This window comes from Spirosoma knui (assembly GCF_054780635.1).
This window is the reverse complement of the sequence record NZ_BAAGVY010000001.1, coordinates 1,042,780-1,059,771: the sequence shown is the minus strand read 5'-3', so window position 1 is coordinate 1,059,771 and position 16,992 is coordinate 1,042,780. Positions and strand designations below refer to the sequence as shown.

The window sequence follows — 16,992 nt, the reverse complement described above, 5'->3', positions numbered from 1 at the left end:
ACTAAGTAATATTGTGTCAGAAAGACACTTATCAAGATTCCTTGTACCCGAAGCCTATTTGCGCTGCGTTAAGAACAGCAAGGGCTAGTCTTGGGCGGAGTTATGGTAGACGGCTTGCTTTTCAACCTTATAAGAACAATTAAAGCTACGTAGCTTCAGGAGGCATCTCTTTCCTTAACCATTCGGAGAGCTCATTACTATGAAAAGTCAATACGTTATTGGCGTTGATTACGGCACTGATTCTGTCAGAGCCCTGCTGGTAAACGCCCAGACGGGTGAAACGCTTGGCACCCATGTCCATGAGTACCTACGCTGGAAACAAGGACTTTACTGCGATCCAACTAGTTCGCAGTTTCGCCAGCACCCGCTTGATTACCTCGAAGGTTTAGAACAATCAATCAAAGGGGCGCTAGCGAATGCATCCGATGACATTCGCCAGCAGGTCGTTGGCATTTCTGTCGACACAACTGGATCGACGCCCGTCGCTGTTGACGAAACGGGAACTCCCCTGGCCTTACTGCCCGAGTTTGCCGAAAATCCGAACGGCATGTTCATTCTGTGGAAAGACCATACCGCCAACGCCGAAGCGGAAGAGATCAACACCCTGGCGCACCGTTGGGACGTAGACTATACCAAGTACGTCGGCGGTATCTATTCGTCGGAATGGTTCTGGGCTAAAATTCTCCACACGCTACGTGTAGACTCAGCCGTTCGCGAAAACGCGTTCTCCTGGATAGAGCACTGCGACTGGATTTCGGCTATTCTCACGGGCAACACAAACCCGCTTACGCTCAAGCGTTCACGGTGCGCGGCTGGTCACAAAGCCATGTGGCACGAAGAATTTGAAGGTCTCCCTTCTGAAACGTTCCTCATTACGCTCGACCCGCTGCTGGCTGGCCTTCGTGACCAGCTATTCCGTGATACGTCTACGTCTGATGAGTCGATGGGCACGCTTTCGCCGGAATGGGCTGAAAAGCTTGGCTTATCGACCAACGTAACCATCGGCGTTGGCGCGTTTGATGCACACATGGGAGCCATTGGCGCTGAAGTGACGCCTTACACCTTTGTTCGGGTGATGGGCACCTCAACCTGCGATATGCTCGTGGCCCCCAACGAAGAAATCGGTCACCTGCTAATCCGGGGTATCTGTGGACAAGTGGACGGCTCCATTATTCCGGGTATGCTGGGTATGGAAGCGGGTCAGTCGGCATTTGGCGATGTATATGCCTGGTTCCAGCGCGTGATTGTCGCCCCCGTTCGCGACCTGCTGGGCGATGAAGCCGCTGATGAGCTTTCCAGGAACCTGATTCCGCATCTGTCGAACAGAGCGGCTGAATTGCCGATTACCGAAAACGATCCCGTAGCGCTCGACTGGTTCAACGGCCGTCGCACGCCCGATGCCAATCACACGCTCAAAGGAGCTATCTCAGGACTAAACCTGGGGAGCGATACCGCTCGAATTTTTAAAGCGTTGGTGGAGGCTACAGCTTATGGCTCGAAAGCCATCGTCGACCGGTTTCTGAACGAAGGCGTTCCTATTCGTCAGGTAATTGCCATTGGTGGTGTGGCGAAGAAATCGCCCTTCGTGATGCAAACGCTGGCCGACGTACTCAATATGCCCATCAACATTGCCAGTTCCGATCAGGCCTGTGCGCTTGGCGCGGCCATGTGTGCAGCTGTAGCAGCGGGTGTGCACCCAACGATGGCGGCCGCTCAGGAAGCGATGGGATCAGGCTTTGACGCCAGCTACGAACCCCGCCCCGACGTATCAGCGGTCTACCAAAAGCTGTATCAGAAGTACCAGAAGCTGGGCGAATTCATTGAGCAAAGCACGCAAAAGCCGGTCCTGGCCGCAAGTGCGGCTTCGACACTATAATTCTTTGCCGTGATGCTGAGGTGTCTGCATTTACACCTCAGCATCACGACTCGATTTCTCTTTAAATACAACCACTGCACGTCAGTCTTTTACCAGCGAAATGCTCGATCTTAAACAAGTTGAAATCTGGTTTGTCACCGGCAGCCAGCACCTCTATGGCGAGGAAACACTCCGGCAGGTAGCCGAACACTCAACCCTCATCGCCGAGTTTCTGAACAACGCTTCTCAAATTCCGGTGCGGGTGGTGTTTAAACCCGTCGTAAAAACGCCAGACGAAATTTATAATCTCTGCCAGGATGCCAACGTAACGCCGACCTGCGTGGGTATCGTAACCTGGATGCACACCTTCTCACCCGCCAAGATGTGGATCCGGGGGCTGAGCATCCTGAAAAAGCCCTTGCTGCACCTGCATACGCAGTTCAACCGGGATATTCCCTGGGGCGAAATCGACATGGATTTCATGAACCTGAACCAGTCGGCGCATGGCGACCGTGAGTTTGGCTTCATCATGTCGCGGATGCACCAGTCCAGGCCAGGCCTGAACCGTAAAGTGGTCGTTGGCCACTGGCAGCAGGCCGATGTGCTGGAACAGATTGGTTCGTGGTCGCGGGTGGCGGTAGCCGCTCATGAGCTAAAAACGCTGAAAGTGGCCCGCTTTGGCGACAACATGCGCCAGGTAGCTGTAACGGAAGGCGATAAAGTAGCCGCCGAAATCACCTTTGGTATGTCGGTCAACACATACGGCATCGGCGACCTCGTAGCGGTTATCAATCAAGTTGCCGACGCCGACGTAGATCGACTCGTGACCGAATATGCCGATACGTACACGCTGATGGCTTCGCTGCAAAAAGGAGGTAATCAACACAACTCGCTACGTGAAGCCGCTAAGATTGAACTTGGTCTACGGGCTTTTCTACAGGACGGCGGTTTTGGCGCTTATACTGATACGTTCGAGGACCTGCATGGTATGGCGCAACTGCCGGGTATAGCGTCGCAGCGGTTGATGGCCGAGGGCTACGGCTTTGGTGGCGAAGGCGACTGGAAAACGGCGGCTATGGTTCGCACGATGAAGGTGATGGCCGCTGGCCTGAAAGGCGGTAACTCATTCATGGAAGATTATACGTATCATTTCGATCCGGCAAATCCACTCGTACTGGGTTCACACATGCTTGAAATTTGCCCTTCGATTGCTGCCGATAAACCTTCCTGCGAAATCCACCCGCTGGGTATAGGTGGAAAGGCCGATCCGGTACGGCTGGTCTTTAACGCTCCGGCAGGTCCGGCTATTAACGTATCGCTGATTGATATGGGCAATCGGTTCCGCTTGCTGGTCAACGAAGTTGAAGCCGTTGACGTAACGGAAGCACTGCCTAAACTGCCGGTAGCTCGTGCCTTATGGAAACCGATGCCCGATATGGCTACCGGTTGCGCGGCCTGGATTCTGGCCGGTGGCGCCCATCATACGGTATTCAGCCAGAATCTGACGACGGAACACATCGACGACTTCGCCGATATCTTCGGCGTGGAACTGGTAGTAATTGACAAAAACACGACGCTCCGGCAGCTCAAAAACGAATTGCGCTGGAGCGAAGCAGCCTACAGATAATGAACGAAAGAGCGATTCAGCAATTCGCTCTTTCGTTCCACTTCGGTGGTCCGATTTCACTCTTTCATAATTATGAAAAAACACATCCTAACCCTTCTCCTAACCCCGCTGAGCCTGGGCGTTCTGGCACAAAACCGGGTGACGATCAACGCCGACGAGGGCAAGACGATTATCAACCGGCACATATACGGTCACTTTGCCGAACACCTCGGCCGGTGTATCTACGATGGATTCTACGTTGGTGAAAACAATACCAAGATTCCGAACAAAAACGGCGTTCGGCTGGACGTAGTGGAGGCCCTGAAAAAGATGAAGATTCCGAACCTGCGCTGGCCGGGCGGGTGCTTCGCCGATACGTACCACTGGAAAGACGGGATTGGTCCCAAAGCCAAGCGGCCGAAAATCGTGAATACCTGGTGGGGTGGCGTTACCGAAGATAACAGCTTCGGCACGCACGATTTTCTAAATATGTGCGAACTGCTCGGCACGGAACCTTACCTGGCCGGAAATGTCGGCAGTGGAACGGTACAGGACCTGAGCGATTGGGTACAGTACGTCAACTTCCCCAGCAATAGCCCCATGTCAACGCTTCGGCAGCAAAACGGACGCAAGACTCCCTGGAACGTGCGCTACTGGGGCGTTGGTAACGAAGCCTGGGGCTGCGGGGGCAACATGACGGCCGATTACTACGCTAACATCTACCGGCAGTACGCTACGTTCATGGAAGCTAAGGTAGGTAAGGAAGGCATCTTCCGGATCGCGTCGGGGGCCAGTTCCGATGATTTCAACTGGACCGAAACGCTGATGAAAAACATTCCGGGTAAGATGGTCGAAGGCGTAGCGCTGCACCATTATTCTGCCTTCGGCTGGGGCCCGAACGAGAAAGGATCTGCCACCGAGTTCACCGAAACTGACTACGCGCACACCATGAACGAAGCCCTGAAAATGGACATGCTGGTGCAGAAGCATTCGGAAATCATGGATAAGTACGATCCGCAGAAAAAGATCGCCCTGGTGGTCGATGAATGGGGCGCGTGGTACGAAGTCGAACCAAAAACGAACCCCGGCTTCCTGTACCAGCAGAACACCATGCGCGATGCTATTCTGGCCGGTGCTACGCTGAACATCTTCCATAAATACGCCGAGCGAGTACGCATGGCGAATCTGGCCCAGGCCGTCAACGTACTTCAGGCCGTGATTCTGACCCAGGGTAATAAGCTGCTGCTAACGCCAACGTACCACGTGCTGGAAATGTACAACGTACACCAGGACGCGACGATGCTGCCTGTCGACGTGAAGACGGAAGATTATAAAGTGGGAAATTACAAGCTCCCGGCCGTATCGGTGTCGGCTTCACGCGACAAAGCGGGCAAAACGCACATCTCGCTGGTCAACATCGACGCCGGGAAACCGCAGGAGATTACGCTGAACCTGAAAGGCCTCAACGCATCAGCCGTGAGCGGACGTATCCTTACCTCGGCTAAGGTGCAGGACCACAATACGTTTGACAACCCGACCAAAGTAAAGCCTGTCGCGTTCAACGGGGCTAAACTTAACGGAAACACCCTAACCGTAACCCTGCCCCCCGTATCGGTGGTGGTACTGGAAATGTAAATGAGCGAAAGAGATAACGAGTGAAAGCGTGATTTTGCGTCAGCATTTTACTTAGTAGCTCTTTCGCCCTTTATCTCTTTCGCTCTTTCACTCATTCACCTATGTATACCTCATTACGCGACGAATGCTACGAGGCTAATATGCAGCTCCCGAAGCTGGGTCTGGTGCTGTTTACCTTCGGAAACGTCAGCGCCGTTGACCGCGACAAAGCTGTGTTTGCCATCAAGCCGAGCGGGGTTCCCTACGAGCTTCTTAAGCCAGAAGACATTGTCATTATGGACTACGATGCCAAGGTAGTCGATGGCAACATGCGCCCTTCGTCGGACACCAAGACTCATGCCTTATTGTACAAGACCTGGGACGACATCGGCGGCATCACCCATACGCACAGTACGTATGCAGTAGCCTGGGCGCAGGCGGGTATGGATATTCCCATTTTCGGTACCACCCACGCTGACCATACCCACCAGGATATTCCCTGCGCTCCCGTTCTGACCGATGCCATGATTGAGGGTGATTACGAACACGAAACAGGCAACCAGATTTTTGACATCTTCCGCGAGAAAGGCCTTTCGCATAAGGAAGTGGAGATGGTACTGCTGCAAAATCACGGGCCGTTTACATGGGGAAAAAGCGCCGAGAAGTCAGTCTACAACGCGGCCGTGCTGGAAGAAGTAGCGCGTATGGCCTATCTCACGTTACAGATCAATCCTGATACCCCTCGAATCAAAGATACGCTCCGGATGAAGCACTACGAGCGGAAACATGGTAAAAACGCCTATTACGGTCAAGGTTGCTAATTTGTCGGCAGGCGCTTTTTTTCTGTAAACTCAGGTACCATTGCTAATTTTTTGGATACTCACCCTTACCTTTTACCCTAAACCTCCGATACTTGCATGCATTATTTCAAGCGATTAACTCTTTTCTCATCCTTACTTGCCCTAACTATGCTCTCTTCCTGCAACTCGAACAAAGAAAGTGATCAGAAAGCCGGAATAGAAAAAACTTCGTTCGGTCAACTTGCCGACGGTCAGGAAGCGGACATCTATACTCTCCGTAATGAAGCTGGCATGGAAGCTAAAATCACGAACTATGGAGGCATTCTTGTATCACTCACTGCTCCCGACAAGAACGGTACGTTTGAAGACGTTACGTTAGGTTTCGATTCGCTGGCTACTTACGAGAAAGGCAGTCCTTTCTTTGGTGCTCTGGTTGGCCGCTATGGCAACCGGATCGCAAAAGGCAAATTTACCCTCGACGGTAAAGAGTATACGCTGGCTACCAACAACATGGGTAATCACCTGCACGGTGGCCTCAAGGGCTTTGACAAAGTTTTGTGGACAGCCACGCCCGTAGAAGGCAACGAACCCGCGCTGAAACTCGCTTACACGGCTAAGGATGGCGAAGAAGGTTATCCCGGTAATTTATCCGTTGAAGTGACCTACACGCTTCAAAAAGACAACGCCCTGAAAATCGATTACAAAGCGACGACAGATAAACCAACTGTGGTAAACTTGACTAACCACTCTTATTTCAACCTGACAGCGGGCAAAAGCGATATCTTAGGCCACGAACTAACGATTAACGCCGACCGCTTTGTCCCCGTCAACGAAACGCTGATTCCAACGGGTGAATTGAAGCCGGTAGCCGGAACACCGTTCGACTTTACAAAATCGGCCGTCGTCGGGGCACGTATCAACGATTCGACCGATACGCAAATCAAATACGGTTTAGGCTACGACCACTGCTGGGTATTCACCGACAACAGCAACAAACTAAAGCAAGGGGCCACCGTGTATGAGCCAACCAGCGGCCGCATGATGGAAGTGCTGACGACCGAGCCCGCCGTTCAGTTCTATACCGGAAACTTCCTGGATGGTACGTTAACCGGCAAAGGGAATGTGGTTTACAAAAAGCGGACAGGTCTATGTCTGGAAACCGAGCACTACCCTGATTCACCTAACCAACCCAAATTCCCAACGACGACGTTGAAGCCGGGCGAAACATATCAGACAACTACGGTCTATAAATTTTCGACGAAGTAGTTTGCCAGGTAAAGCAAATAAAACGGGCCAGGTGATTCACCTGGCCCGTTTTATTTGTGTTGAGTAAGATGCTTTAATGGTCTTTAAGCCCCGTTAGGGGCGGTATGTTAATAGCAAAAACGTTATATGACAACCAGAGCGCCGTAGGTGCGACATCTTAATTATATAGAAAATCAACATGCCGAACCTACGGCGCTTTCGAATTGTGGATGCTTGTGATTCTATTAACATGTCGCCCTTACAGGGCTGAATAGGTATATTCGCCGACGTAAACTATTAATATATCCGGCTTGCACTAGTCGTTAACTACACCTTCACTTGGCTCATCGTAGAATTCGAATAGGTACTTTGGTTCGTAGGGAACATCAAATTTTTGCAAAAACGCTAAGTATTCTTCACGAAAGGGGCGTTTACGGTGGTGTTCTTCCTGAGTAAGCACATAGTCTACAACCGCTTTTACCTGAGATTGACCGTAGGTGAATGCGCCGTAACCTTCCTGCCAGGCGAAACGCTTGCACCAGCCTTTCTCTTTGATAAAGCTTGATGAACTGGCTTTTACATCACGCACTAAGTCGGCAATAGCTACTGTCGGGCCGAAACTCACAAATAAGTGAACATGGTCGGGCATAGCGAATACAGCCATAAGCTTGACACCTTTGTTTTGAACAATTCCGGTTAGATACTGATGTAATTCGTCACGGTACTCTTTACGAATTAAATTCTGGCGGCCTTTCACGGCAAAGACGATCTGGGCGTAAAGTTGGGTATACGTGTTTGGCATTGTTACGGTGTTTAAGCAGGCAAGATACCGCTAAGCAATCCAACAGTGCTAATAGCCCTGTAAGGGCAGTATGTTAATAGAGAAGATGTAGTGTTATAATTCAAGCGCCGTAGGTGCGCCCTGTCAATAGATAACAAACAACATCCACAATCTAAAGCGCCGTAGGTGCGGCCTGTTAATTTCACGATAACTAACAGGCCGCACCTACGGCGCTTGAATTATAACACTACATCTTCTCTATTAACATACTGCCCCTACGGGGCTTATTATATAACTCCTATAATTTTTAACAACTTGAGCTTGTGACTGATACTTAAAACAGAGGCTCTCAGAAACAGTAGTTTATATTTGTTTATAGGAAAACGCGACAAGAAATAAATATAGGTCTGTTTCTCCTCATGTCTACTTGATAAGGCAGAGAGAAATATATGCTCGGGTTTAATTTCTTTGCTCTTTAATAACCTTTGTTGAAGGTCACTTTCCATTATGGCCACTTCAAAATCACTCGTTAGCTGAAGTATTTGTGGGGTAGCTTGCCCTTCTTTTCCCTTTAGCATCCTTATCACTTGTTTCTTTTGGCTATAAGGGAATGCAAATTCTTTTGTTTCTACAGGTGAATACTTTGGGTACAACCATAGAAAAAAATAGAGTGATAAACAATCGCTCTGTAAGCGATCAGCTAGCTGCCTGCATTCTTTGATAACCTTTATTGTGTCTGAAGAAAAATATCCTTGTATGTCCAGATAAGGCTCACGCATACTTATCGCCATTTTGACACAATTTGAGTTAAAATTATCACAAAATCCGCCAAATTGTCCTAAAAAACCACGTGGTCCGGGATTTGTTAACCTGTATATGTAAGCAACGAACAGGAACACTATTCCAACCAAGCCATGAACTTTAACAATTATACCATTAAGGCGCAGGAGGTCATTCAGCAGGCGGCTCAGATGGCGCAGGGAAATAACCAGCAAACCGTCGAGACGGGACATGTGCTGAAGGCGATTCTTGACGAAGATCCGAATACCGTCGGGTTCCTGGCCAGGAAAGCAGGCATTGACTCCAGTCGCCTAACTCTAGCGCTTGATGCAATCATAAACGGCTATCCGAAAGTAACGATCTCGGGAGGAACCGGTGCGACGGATCACCAGCAAGGTATTTATTTAGGTAGTGATCTGAATTCAGCTTTCCAGCGGGCAACGAGTCAACTGAAAGAGTTTGGCGACGAATTTGTGAGCGTTGAACTGATGCTGCTGGGACTGGTTAGTGGTAAAGACTCCGTTGCAAACCTATTGCGCGACGTTGGGTTTACCGAGAAGACGTTGAAGGAAGCGATAAAAGAACTTAGAGGTAAAAATAATCCTGTGAAAGATCAAAACGCGGAAGCGAAATACCGTTCGCTGGAGCGGTATAGCATCAATCTGAACGAGCGAGCCCAAACAGGCAAGATTGACCCTGTCATCGGCCGTGATGAAGAAATTCGGCGGGTGCTTCAGATCCTGAGCCGCCGTACGAAGAACAACCCAATTCTGCTGGGTGAGCCCGGCGTTGGTAAGACCGCCATCGTGGAAGGCCTGGCGCAACGAATTGTGCAGGGCGACGTTCCTGAGAACCTGAAATCGAAGACGATTGTGTCACTCGACCTGGGTCTGCTCGTCGCGGGTGCGAAATATAAAGGTGAGTTTGAGGAGCGCCTGAAAGCAGTTATCAAAGAAGTAACTGATTCAGAAGGCGAAATCATTCTCTTCATTGACGAGATACATACGCTGATCGGTGCCGGTGCGGGCGGTGGCGAGGGTGCCATGGACGCAGCCAACCTCCTGAAACCAGCCCTGGCCCGTGGCGAACTGCACGCCATCGGTGCTACTACGTTGAAGGAGTATCAGAAATACATCGAAAAGGATAAGGCGCTCGAACGCCGGTTCCAGGCCGTAATGGTCGGTGAACCCGACGTAACAGATGCGATCTCGATCCTGCGTGGTATCAAAGAGCGGTATGAACTGCACCACGGGGTTCGCATTAAAGACGACGCGGTAATCGCTGCGGTTGAGTTGTCGAACCGGTACATCTCCGACCGTTTCCTGCCCGACAAGGCCATTGACTTGATGGACGAAGCGGCTGCCAAAATGCGACTGGAAATCGATTCTGTTCCCGAAGAGTTGGACGAGTTGAACCGACGTATCATGCAGCTGGAGATTGAACGCGAAGCCATTCGTCGCGAAAACGATAAGGATAAAGAATCCGTGTTGAACAAGCAGCTTGCCGATCTTAACGAACAGCGTGGCGAATTAAAAGCTCGTTGGGAAATCGAGAAACAATCGGTAAACGAAATCAGGACGTTGAAAGAACAACTGGATCAACTACGTATCGAGGCTGACAACGCCGAACGCGCGGGTGATTACGGCAAAGTAGCTGAGATTCGGTACGGCCGCATCCCTGAATCGCAGAAACGATTAGATGATCTGACCCAGAAAGATGGCAGCGCCGATAACCTTTTGCAGGAGGAAGTCACAGCCGACGACATTGCGGAAGTAGTGGCAAAGTGGACGGGCATTCCGATAAGCCGGATGTTACAGAGCGAACGCGAGAAACTGCTGCACCTCGAAGACGAGTTAGGCAAGCGTGTGGCCGGTCAGGAAGAGGCCATCCAGGTCGTATCCGATGCGGTACGTCGGAGCCGCGCGGGCATGCAGGACCCCAAACGGCCGATCGGCTCCTTTATCTTCCTCGGTACGACCGGTGTTGGTAAGACTGAGTTGGCAAAGGCCCTGGCGGAGTTCCTGTTTAACGACGAGAACGCCCTGGTACGTATCGATATGTCGGAGTATCAGGAGCGCCATGCTGTGAGCCGACTGATTGGTGCCCCTCCGGGATACGTGGGTTACGATGAAGGTGGGCAGCTGACCGAAGCCGTTCGCCGGAAGCCGTATAGCGTTATCCTCCTCGACGAGATTGAAAAAGCGCACCCCGACGTATTTAATATCCTATTGCAGGTACTGGACGATGGTCGACTAACCGATAACAAGGGTCGTGTGGCGAACTTCAAGAACACGATTATCATCATGACCTCGAACATCGGCTCGCACATCATTCGTGAGCGCTTCGCCGAGATCAACGGTCGCAACGCCGAGCAGGTGGTTGACGATACGAAAGAAGAAGTGTTCGAGTTGCTGAAGCAAACGGTACGTCCTGAGTTCCTGAACCGGATCGACGAGTTAGTGATGTTCCAGCCGCTGACCAAGCGCGAAGTCCGCAAGATTATGGACATCCAGTTCAAGCAGATCCAGGCGCGGTTGGCCGAGCAAGGCATTACACTCGAAGCCGACAACGAGGTTCTCGACTTCATCGCCCGCGAAGGTTTCGACCCAACGTTTGGCGCTCGTCCGCTGAAACGTGTCATGCAACGGCGCATCCTCAACGCCCTCTCGAAAGAGATACTTTCGGGACGGATTCAGAAAGACGCCATCGTTGGTATGATGATGAACGAAGACGAAACCGGCAAAGAAGACATCATCTTCTACAACCTCGATAAGGTCGTTCCTGCACTTGATTAATTGGAGAACACATTAACAAAAACGCCCGACTGAAAAGCCGGGCGTTTTTGTTAATGTATTGACTTATGCTTACACTGTCCAAAGTTGACGGTTATGCAAACGTCTATTGTAGAAGTGCTAGGTGAGAAGGCCGTGCCGTGTTGCGTGACCTTGAAAAATTAGATGCAATCCAGTTGATTCCTCAGGAATCAGCACCATCTCAGTTACTTGAGCCAAAATTATCTGAGCAATTCCAAGGTAGGATTTCACCCGAATTAGCTACTGCTTCACATCGTCAACCTGAGGAGATACGTAACGAATGGGAGAAAGATATTTGATTCAAATTCTAGTATGGGCTATTTTGCCGAGTTAATGCCAGCTAAAGGTGGTATAGTCTGTTTGTTTTAATGCTGCACAACATAGGTGTTGAGAACCGAACAGCAGAAGGACTTATCGATCAAACCATTTTTTGAAAATCGGGGCCTTTTCCCGGCTAATGTCAATTTCCAGTTTTAGGGGCGCTTTGAGCAGTAAGGTTAGTTTCTGGTTTTCGTGCAGTCGAACCCGATTAATGGCTTCGATATTCACAATATGCTGGCGGTTCGCCCGGTAGAATTGATTGGGGTTCAATACGTCCTCAATTTCTTCTAACGTAGTAAAATCCACAATGTGCCGTTCTCCACTGAACGTATTCAGAAATAATACACTGTCTTTTGAAAAATACGCTACGTCCTTGGTTTTGATGGGTATCCACTGATGACGGGCACTAACAACAAATGTTTCTTTATAGCTCGGATTTACGAGCTGTCCAGTCGTTAGCGAACGTAGCAGCGCCGACACATCGAACGAGACAGCCGCGGGTTGGTTCAGGAGTGTTCGGCATTTACCAATGGCCTGTTTCAGGCTATCCTCATCAATAGGTTTTAATAAGTAATCAATTCCGTTGACCTTAAAAGCGCGAATGGCATATTCGTCGTAGGCGGTAGTGAAAATAACCGGGCACGTTAACGCATAATCGTCGAACAGCTCAAAACTCATCCCGTCGCCCAACTGCACATCCATAAATAAGACGTCTGGCTGGGCGTTCTGCATAAACCAATGCCGGGCCGTTTTCAGGCTAGGTAATATTGTAATGACGTCTACATCATCGGCCACGTTGGCAATTTTGACCTGAAGTTCGCGCGCTACCAGGGTTTCGTCTTCAATAATGACAGCTTTCATAAAAGAGGAATTTTTACGGTAAATGAATCGGCACTTTCCTGGATATCGACGGACTTATCCGATAAATACTGGTAAAAAGACGTCAGATTAGCTAGCCCCTGGCGGTTACTAGTCTGTACGAACTTCTTCTTTTGCAGATTGTTCAGAACAATCAGGCATTCGCCTTCCGTATAGATTGAAATACGTAACGGCGTATCCGTCGTGATAACGTTGTGTTTGATCGCGTTCTCGAGCAGGTTCTGCAAGGTAACGGGCACAATTCTGTGGCTGTACATGTCTTCGTCGACGCTGATATGGATTTGCAATCCTTCCTCAAAGCGAGTCTTTTGCAGGTTGATATACATTTGCACGTAGCGCAGTTCATCCTCCAGCGGTACCAATTCCGTATCACGATTTTTAAGAATATAGCGATACATCTTGCTCAGGCTGTCCAGAAACTGAATAGCCAGTTTCTGATCAATACGAATCAGGCTGCTTAACGAGGTCAGGCTGTTGAACAGAAAATGCGGATTCAGCTGCTGTTTTAAACTTTCGTACATCACCAATGCTTTTTCTTTTTCTAATGCGTTGGCCTTGGTTTGCAGTTGGTAAATTCGGGAGTTGTTCCGGATCTGATTTCGATAATAGGCATACACTGAACCAACGAACAACAATACCAGTCCAATCCGAAACCACCAGGTCGCATAGAAAATGGTTTCGACGTAGATTGGTATGGCCAGTTCCGGTACGTTCATGTCGCCGGTCCGGTTCAGGGCTTTCACCCGAAACACGTAGTTCCCGCCCGGCAGGTTGGTATAACTGGCGTACCGACGGCGTTCGGCCCGCACCCAGTCGGTATCCATGCCATCGAGTTTGTAAACGTATTGATACGCATCCGGGTCTTTGTAGTCGAGAATAGTAAACTCGAACGAGCAGCTATTTTCGTCGGGCTCCAGCCGAATAAACCCGTTACGATTTAACTCTTTCTGGTAATAATAATCACGGTCGTAGACCCGAAACGACGTAATGACTGGTATTTTCTCTTGCTTGAGCGGTCGCAGGCTGGCGGGTCTGAACCGGTAATAGCCAGCGTTCGTAGCCAGCGCCATGTAACCACCGGGCAATGGGCTAAGCGTATTGCCAATATTTGAATACGTAATCCCATCCTGAAGCCCGTAGCTATCGATACGATGGTTTTGGGGATTCAGTGCACAAAGCGTCGTTTCCGTAATGCACCAGATTTTGCCAAACTCATCCAGGCTCATGTGGTGAACAATATCTCCTTTCAACCCATCCTGCGCCGTGTACAACCGAAGCGCTGTGGGGTTTGCCTGGCGGGCGTCGTAGACCAGCAGCCCGATGTCTGTGCCCACGTACAGAAACCCTTTTCTATCAACCAGCAAAGACGTTACCCGCGTGGGATTAGTTCCGTTATAGGCCAGTGGCACGGCCCTGAACCGACCCTGCGCCGAGTCAAAAAAAGCCAGATACCCTTCCCTCCCCCCTACCCAAATGCGCCCCTGCCTGTCGATGTCAATACCCCGAATGTAGCGCGTACCCAGTGGCCGGTTCGTTGTGGGTGCGTAGTGGGTGTACTGCTCCCGCTTCGGGTCATACCGAAATACACCGTTATGGTTTGTCGCCAGCCAGTACGTATGCTGACGGTCTTCCTGTATGCGTCGGAACGAATTGGTCGGTTGCTGCGCCGACCAGATAGGTGGTTGTTTGATCCTCACCAGCGTTTCGGTTACGGGATCGAACCGATACAGATAATCCCGGGATACAATCCAGATATTCCCCTGGCTGTCGGCCTGAATGTCCATGATGAGCTGCAGTTGTTCACCCAGGGATATATCCACGGGTAGGTTCTTCTGTTTACCCGTCCGTTTGTTGTAGACCTGCAATCCATCGGCCCACCACGTACCAATCAGCCGGTATTGGTCGTTCTCAAAAACGTTATTAACGATATGACCAATAAAGTGATCCGAATACTTAACCGGCACGGGTACATAGGCGAACGGCTTAACCCGTTGCCAGGCCGATAAGAGTCCTTCTTCGGCATTCATCCAGAACGTACCGGCTTTATCAATCAGCAGCTCGTAATAGGCCGGGAAAGGAAACTTTGTTTTGTCGGCAATGAACGTGAACGTAGCCGTAGGCTTGTGAAAATAGCCAAACCCCCGATTCGGCGACGTTAGCCATAGTGTATCCTTTCCACGCAAGCCGATTCCGGTAATAATATTGGTTGTCGGCAAAATTCGCTTGTCAAATTTGAAGTTTTTCCATTCGCCGGTTTTGGTGTTATAAGACGATAAACCACCCGCCCACGACCCTAGCCAGAGCAGGTCCCCATCCACGGCATAGGGGCCAAACACATCGTCGTGCATATTCGGACGCAAGCGGGCCGCCGGATTGTGCAGGGCCTGCATTCGACAACTTCGTCGGTCGAACGTATACAGGCCATCGTGCGTAATCAGGTAAAACAGTCCGGTTGGCGTTTCATAAATCCGGTACAGGATATTGTATAACTTCTGAAACGCCTGCGTTGCCCCATCGCCGGTGAGAGTGACAATGTTGTAATGGCGGGTCTGGCCGGTTTTAGGGTCCAAATGCACCATACCTTCACCCTTTATGCCCAGCCATATCTGATTCTGCTGATCGGCATACAGCGCCGTCACTTCGATTCCCTGGAAGTTATGACCTGCTACGTTCCGTAACGGATAATGCGTAAAACGGCCCCGACGCGGGTTGTAACAACTGACGCCCCCGGTATACAGCCCAATCCAGATATTCCCTTCCTGATCCTCGGCCAGCCGGTTTATGTAGTTTCCCGCCACCGAATTACTGTCCAGCGGATTTTTGCGGAACGTAACAAACGTATGCCCATCGAAGCGGTTTAAACCGTCTGGTGTGCCAAACCACATAAATCCCTGCCGATCCTGCAACATGCAGCGCACGTACCGGCTGCTCAGCCCCCGGCTTTCGTCGTATCGAACAACATTGAATTCAGTTTCCTGAGCCTGGGCGGACAGGGCGACCATCAGCCACAGGGTTATTGACAGCCAGATTAGGGTCGGCAGCGTTTTCTTCATAAAACATGTAGGCAATAACCGTATTGATACACTGCGTCCAGGCGTCTTCTACCGCCGGACTCCAATCGGTGCCGAGCCCTTGCTGTAGGGTCCAGAGCAGCGTTTTCCCAATCTTCTGGTAATGATCGGCGGTAGCCCAGGTGCGGTTGTCACCCATATCGATCAGTGCCTGTTTCAGCGTTTGCGGCCGTTCGAGCCGACTCACAATGATCGATAACATGTTCAGCAACTGCACGTACTGGCTGGTCATGTCTTTCGGGTACGAACGGCGTAAGCTGGGATAATCCATAAACAATTTACTGTAAAACACATCCCCAATCAAGGCGGGGTTCATGTTCCGGAAAATCCCCCAAGTGGATTTAACCACTTGAATTTGTTCGGGGGTAAGTTTCATAGGTAAGAGACTACTAAATCGATTTACCAACAAAAGTTGGGCAACCAGATGGAAGCGCCAATTTTTTTTAACCGAGCCGTAGTAAACGGTCGGTAAAGCGTAGAGAATTCCTATCTGTAGGGTTTTTCAGATGAGCAGCAACGTGCAATTGCGCTGTCCAAAGCTTACCCTGTAAAGAATAACAGACTCATAACCAACCCTTTCGCCGATAGTCTTCTAGATCACCTGCCCGAAACGTTTCGAGTCAGAAAACACCCCGTTTCCGTTAGATTTTGCCCCATCTGAACGACCAAAATTTTACCGCCCCCTCCCCAGCCCGCTACTTTTGACCCGTCGATCAGGCAACTAAGCTCATCGACAAATCAACAATCATACTTTCTAAAAACAGCTTACTAATGAACACCCTTTTTATGAAACAACCCTTCGCCGTCCGAAAATTTATGGCGCTGAGTTTGGTTGCCAGCATCGGTTTTCTCCACGCAGCCTGCCAAAAAGAAACAGCCGCTGTCGAGCCCGTTCCGAGTAGCGGTACGCTGCTTATTACGGCCAACCCACAGTTTCTCTCCGTGGATGAGGGCACCAAACTGGACGTTTACCTGGACGACAAAAAAGTGGGAACGCTGACCCGGGGATTCGTCGGGTTTGGTAACAAAACGGCGCCGGACTGCGACGCCAAAACGTCGGCATCGGTGCTGCGTGTGGAAGCCGAAGCGGGTACGTATACGCTCAAAGGTGAAGTGATGCAGGGTACGCGCCGGATTATGTATTACGCCCCTCAACAGGTTACAGTCGCGGCCAGCCAGTGTCAGCATCTAATTTCAGCCCCCATCAAAATAACGCTTTAATCAATT

The 16,992-nt window shown here is 50.3% G+C and carries 12 protein-coding genes; 7 read left to right on the top strand and 5 right to left on the bottom strand.

Annotated features, from left to right (window positions below; genetic code table 11):
* Positions 1-199: 199 nt before the first annotated feature.
* The 5 genes from ACYVIY_RS04195 to ACYVIY_RS04175 all read left to right on the top strand — a co-directional run bounded on the left by ACYVIY_RS04195 (position 200) and on the right by ACYVIY_RS04175 (position 7,141).
* Entirely contained in the window at positions 200-1,876 is a 1,677-nt protein-coding gene (locus tag ACYVIY_RS04195) for a ribulokinase (RefSeq protein ID WP_460975022.1), read from the top strand.
* Positions 1,877-1,976: 100 nt separating this feature from the next.
* The gene (gene araA, locus ACYVIY_RS04190) at positions 1,977-3,482 is read left to right on the top strand and encodes an L-arabinose isomerase (RefSeq protein WP_460975021.1); all 1,506 of its coding nucleotides are present in this window, start codon (positions 1,977-1,979) and stop codon (positions 3,480-3,482) included.
* 72 nt (positions 3,483-3,554) lie between these two features.
* A complete protein-coding gene (locus ACYVIY_RS04185; protein ID WP_460975020.1) occupies positions 3,555-5,096 on the top strand; it encodes an alpha-N-arabinofuranosidase in 1,542 nt (513 codons plus the stop codon).
* A 101-nt stretch (positions 5,097-5,197) separates the two neighbouring features.
* Positions 5,198-5,896, top strand: coding sequence for an L-ribulose-5-phosphate 4-epimerase (locus ACYVIY_RS04180; protein WP_460975019.1), 699 nt, complete (start codon positions 5,198-5,200; stop codon positions 5,894-5,896).
* 147 nt (positions 5,897-6,043) lie between these two features.
* Entirely contained in the window at positions 6,044-7,141 is a 1,098-nt protein-coding gene (locus tag ACYVIY_RS04175) for an aldose epimerase family protein (protein WP_460975018.1), read from the top strand.
* A 295-nt stretch (positions 7,142-7,436) separates the two neighbouring features.
* Here ACYVIY_RS04175 and tnpA read toward each other — a convergent pair whose 3' ends face one another.
* Positions 7,437-7,922 (bottom strand): IS200/IS605 family transposase, encoded by a 486-nt coding sequence (tnpA, locus tag ACYVIY_RS04170; RefSeq protein ID WP_460975017.1) that lies wholly within the window; start codon positions 7,920-7,922, stop codon positions 7,437-7,439.
* Between the two features lie 266 nt (positions 7,923-8,188).
* Positions 8,189-8,680: a hypothetical protein gene (locus ACYVIY_RS04165; RefSeq protein WP_460975016.1), complete on the bottom strand. Its 492-nt coding sequence runs from the start codon at positions 8,678-8,680 to the stop codon at positions 8,189-8,191.
* Positions 8,681-8,815: 135 nt separating this feature from the next.
* Between ACYVIY_RS04165 and clpB the strand changes: the two genes are divergently transcribed.
* Positions 8,816-11,476: an ATP-dependent chaperone ClpB gene (clpB, locus tag ACYVIY_RS04160; RefSeq protein ID WP_460975014.1), complete on the top strand. Its 2,661-nt coding sequence runs from the start codon at positions 8,816-8,818 to the stop codon at positions 11,474-11,476.
* 429 nt (positions 11,477-11,905) lie between these two features.
* Here the strand turns inward: clpB and ACYVIY_RS04155 are convergent, their stop codons facing one another.
* From ACYVIY_RS04155 to ACYVIY_RS04145, 3 genes are read right to left on the bottom strand one after another with little or no spacing between them, the layout of a single operon-like run.
* A complete protein-coding gene (locus ACYVIY_RS04155) occupies positions 11,906-12,676 on the bottom strand; it encodes a LytR/AlgR family response regulator transcription factor (RefSeq protein WP_460975013.1) in 771 nt (256 codons plus the stop codon).
* Positions 12,673-15,696 carry a two-component regulator propeller domain-containing protein gene (locus tag ACYVIY_RS04150; RefSeq protein ID WP_460975011.1) on the bottom strand — a complete coding sequence of 1,008 codons (3,024 nt, stop codon included), beginning with the start codon at positions 15,694-15,696 and terminating at the stop codon, positions 12,673-12,675. The genes ACYVIY_RS04155 and ACYVIY_RS04150 overlap by 4 nt, the downstream gene beginning before the upstream one ends.
* Complete coding sequence (locus tag ACYVIY_RS04145) at positions 15,662-16,141, bottom strand: globin domain-containing protein (RefSeq protein ID WP_460975010.1); 480 nt, start codon at positions 16,139-16,141, stop codon at positions 15,662-15,664. The genes ACYVIY_RS04150 and ACYVIY_RS04145 overlap by 35 nt, the downstream gene beginning before the upstream one ends.
* Positions 16,142-16,536: 395 nt before the next feature.
* Here ACYVIY_RS04145 and ACYVIY_RS04140 point away from each other — a divergent pair, with 395 nt between their 5' ends.
* The gene (locus ACYVIY_RS04140) at positions 16,537-16,986 is read left to right on the top strand and encodes a hypothetical protein (RefSeq protein ID WP_460975009.1); all 450 of its coding nucleotides are present in this window, start codon (positions 16,537-16,539) and stop codon (positions 16,984-16,986) included.
* The last annotated feature ends 6 nt before the right edge of the window (positions 16,987-16,992 follow it).

Coding starts and splice junctions, on each gene's coding strand:
- ACYVIY_RS04195 (WP_460975022.1), top strand. CDS start 200: ATGAAAAGTCAATACGTTATTGGCGTTGATTACGGCACTGATTCTGTC.
- araA (WP_460975021.1), top strand. CDS start 1,977: ATGCTCGATCTTAAACAAGTTGAAATCTGGTTTGTCACCGGCAGCCAG.
- ACYVIY_RS04185 (WP_460975020.1), top strand. CDS start 3,555: ATGAAAAAACACATCCTAACCCTTCTCCTAACCCCGCTGAGCCTGGGC.
- ACYVIY_RS04180 (WP_460975019.1), top strand. CDS start 5,198: ATGTATACCTCATTACGCGACGAATGCTACGAGGCTAATATGCAGCTC.
- ACYVIY_RS04175 (WP_460975018.1), top strand. CDS start 6,044: ATGCTCTCTTCCTGCAACTCGAACAAAGAAAGTGATCAGAAAGCCGGA.
- tnpA (WP_460975017.1), bottom strand. CDS start 7,922: ATGCCAAACACGTATACCCAACTTTACGCCCAGATCGTCTTTGCCGTG.
- ACYVIY_RS04165 (WP_460975016.1), bottom strand. CDS start 8,680: ATGCGTGAGCCTTATCTGGACATACAAGGATATTTTTCTTCAGACACA.
- clpB (WP_460975014.1), top strand. CDS start 8,816: ATGAACTTTAACAATTATACCATTAAGGCGCAGGAGGTCATTCAGCAG.
- ACYVIY_RS04155 (WP_460975013.1), bottom strand. CDS start 12,676: ATGAAAGCTGTCATTATTGAAGACGAAACCCTGGTAGCGCGCGAACTT.
- ACYVIY_RS04150 (WP_460975011.1), bottom strand. CDS start 15,696: ATGGTCGCCCTGTCCGCCCAGGCTCAGGAAACTGAATTCAATGTTGTT.
- ACYVIY_RS04145 (WP_460975010.1), bottom strand. CDS start 16,141: ATGAAACTTACCCCCGAACAAATTCAAGTGGTTAAATCCACTTGGGGG.
- ACYVIY_RS04140 (WP_460975009.1), top strand. CDS start 16,537: ATGAACACCCTTTTTATGAAACAACCCTTCGCCGTCCGAAAATTTATG.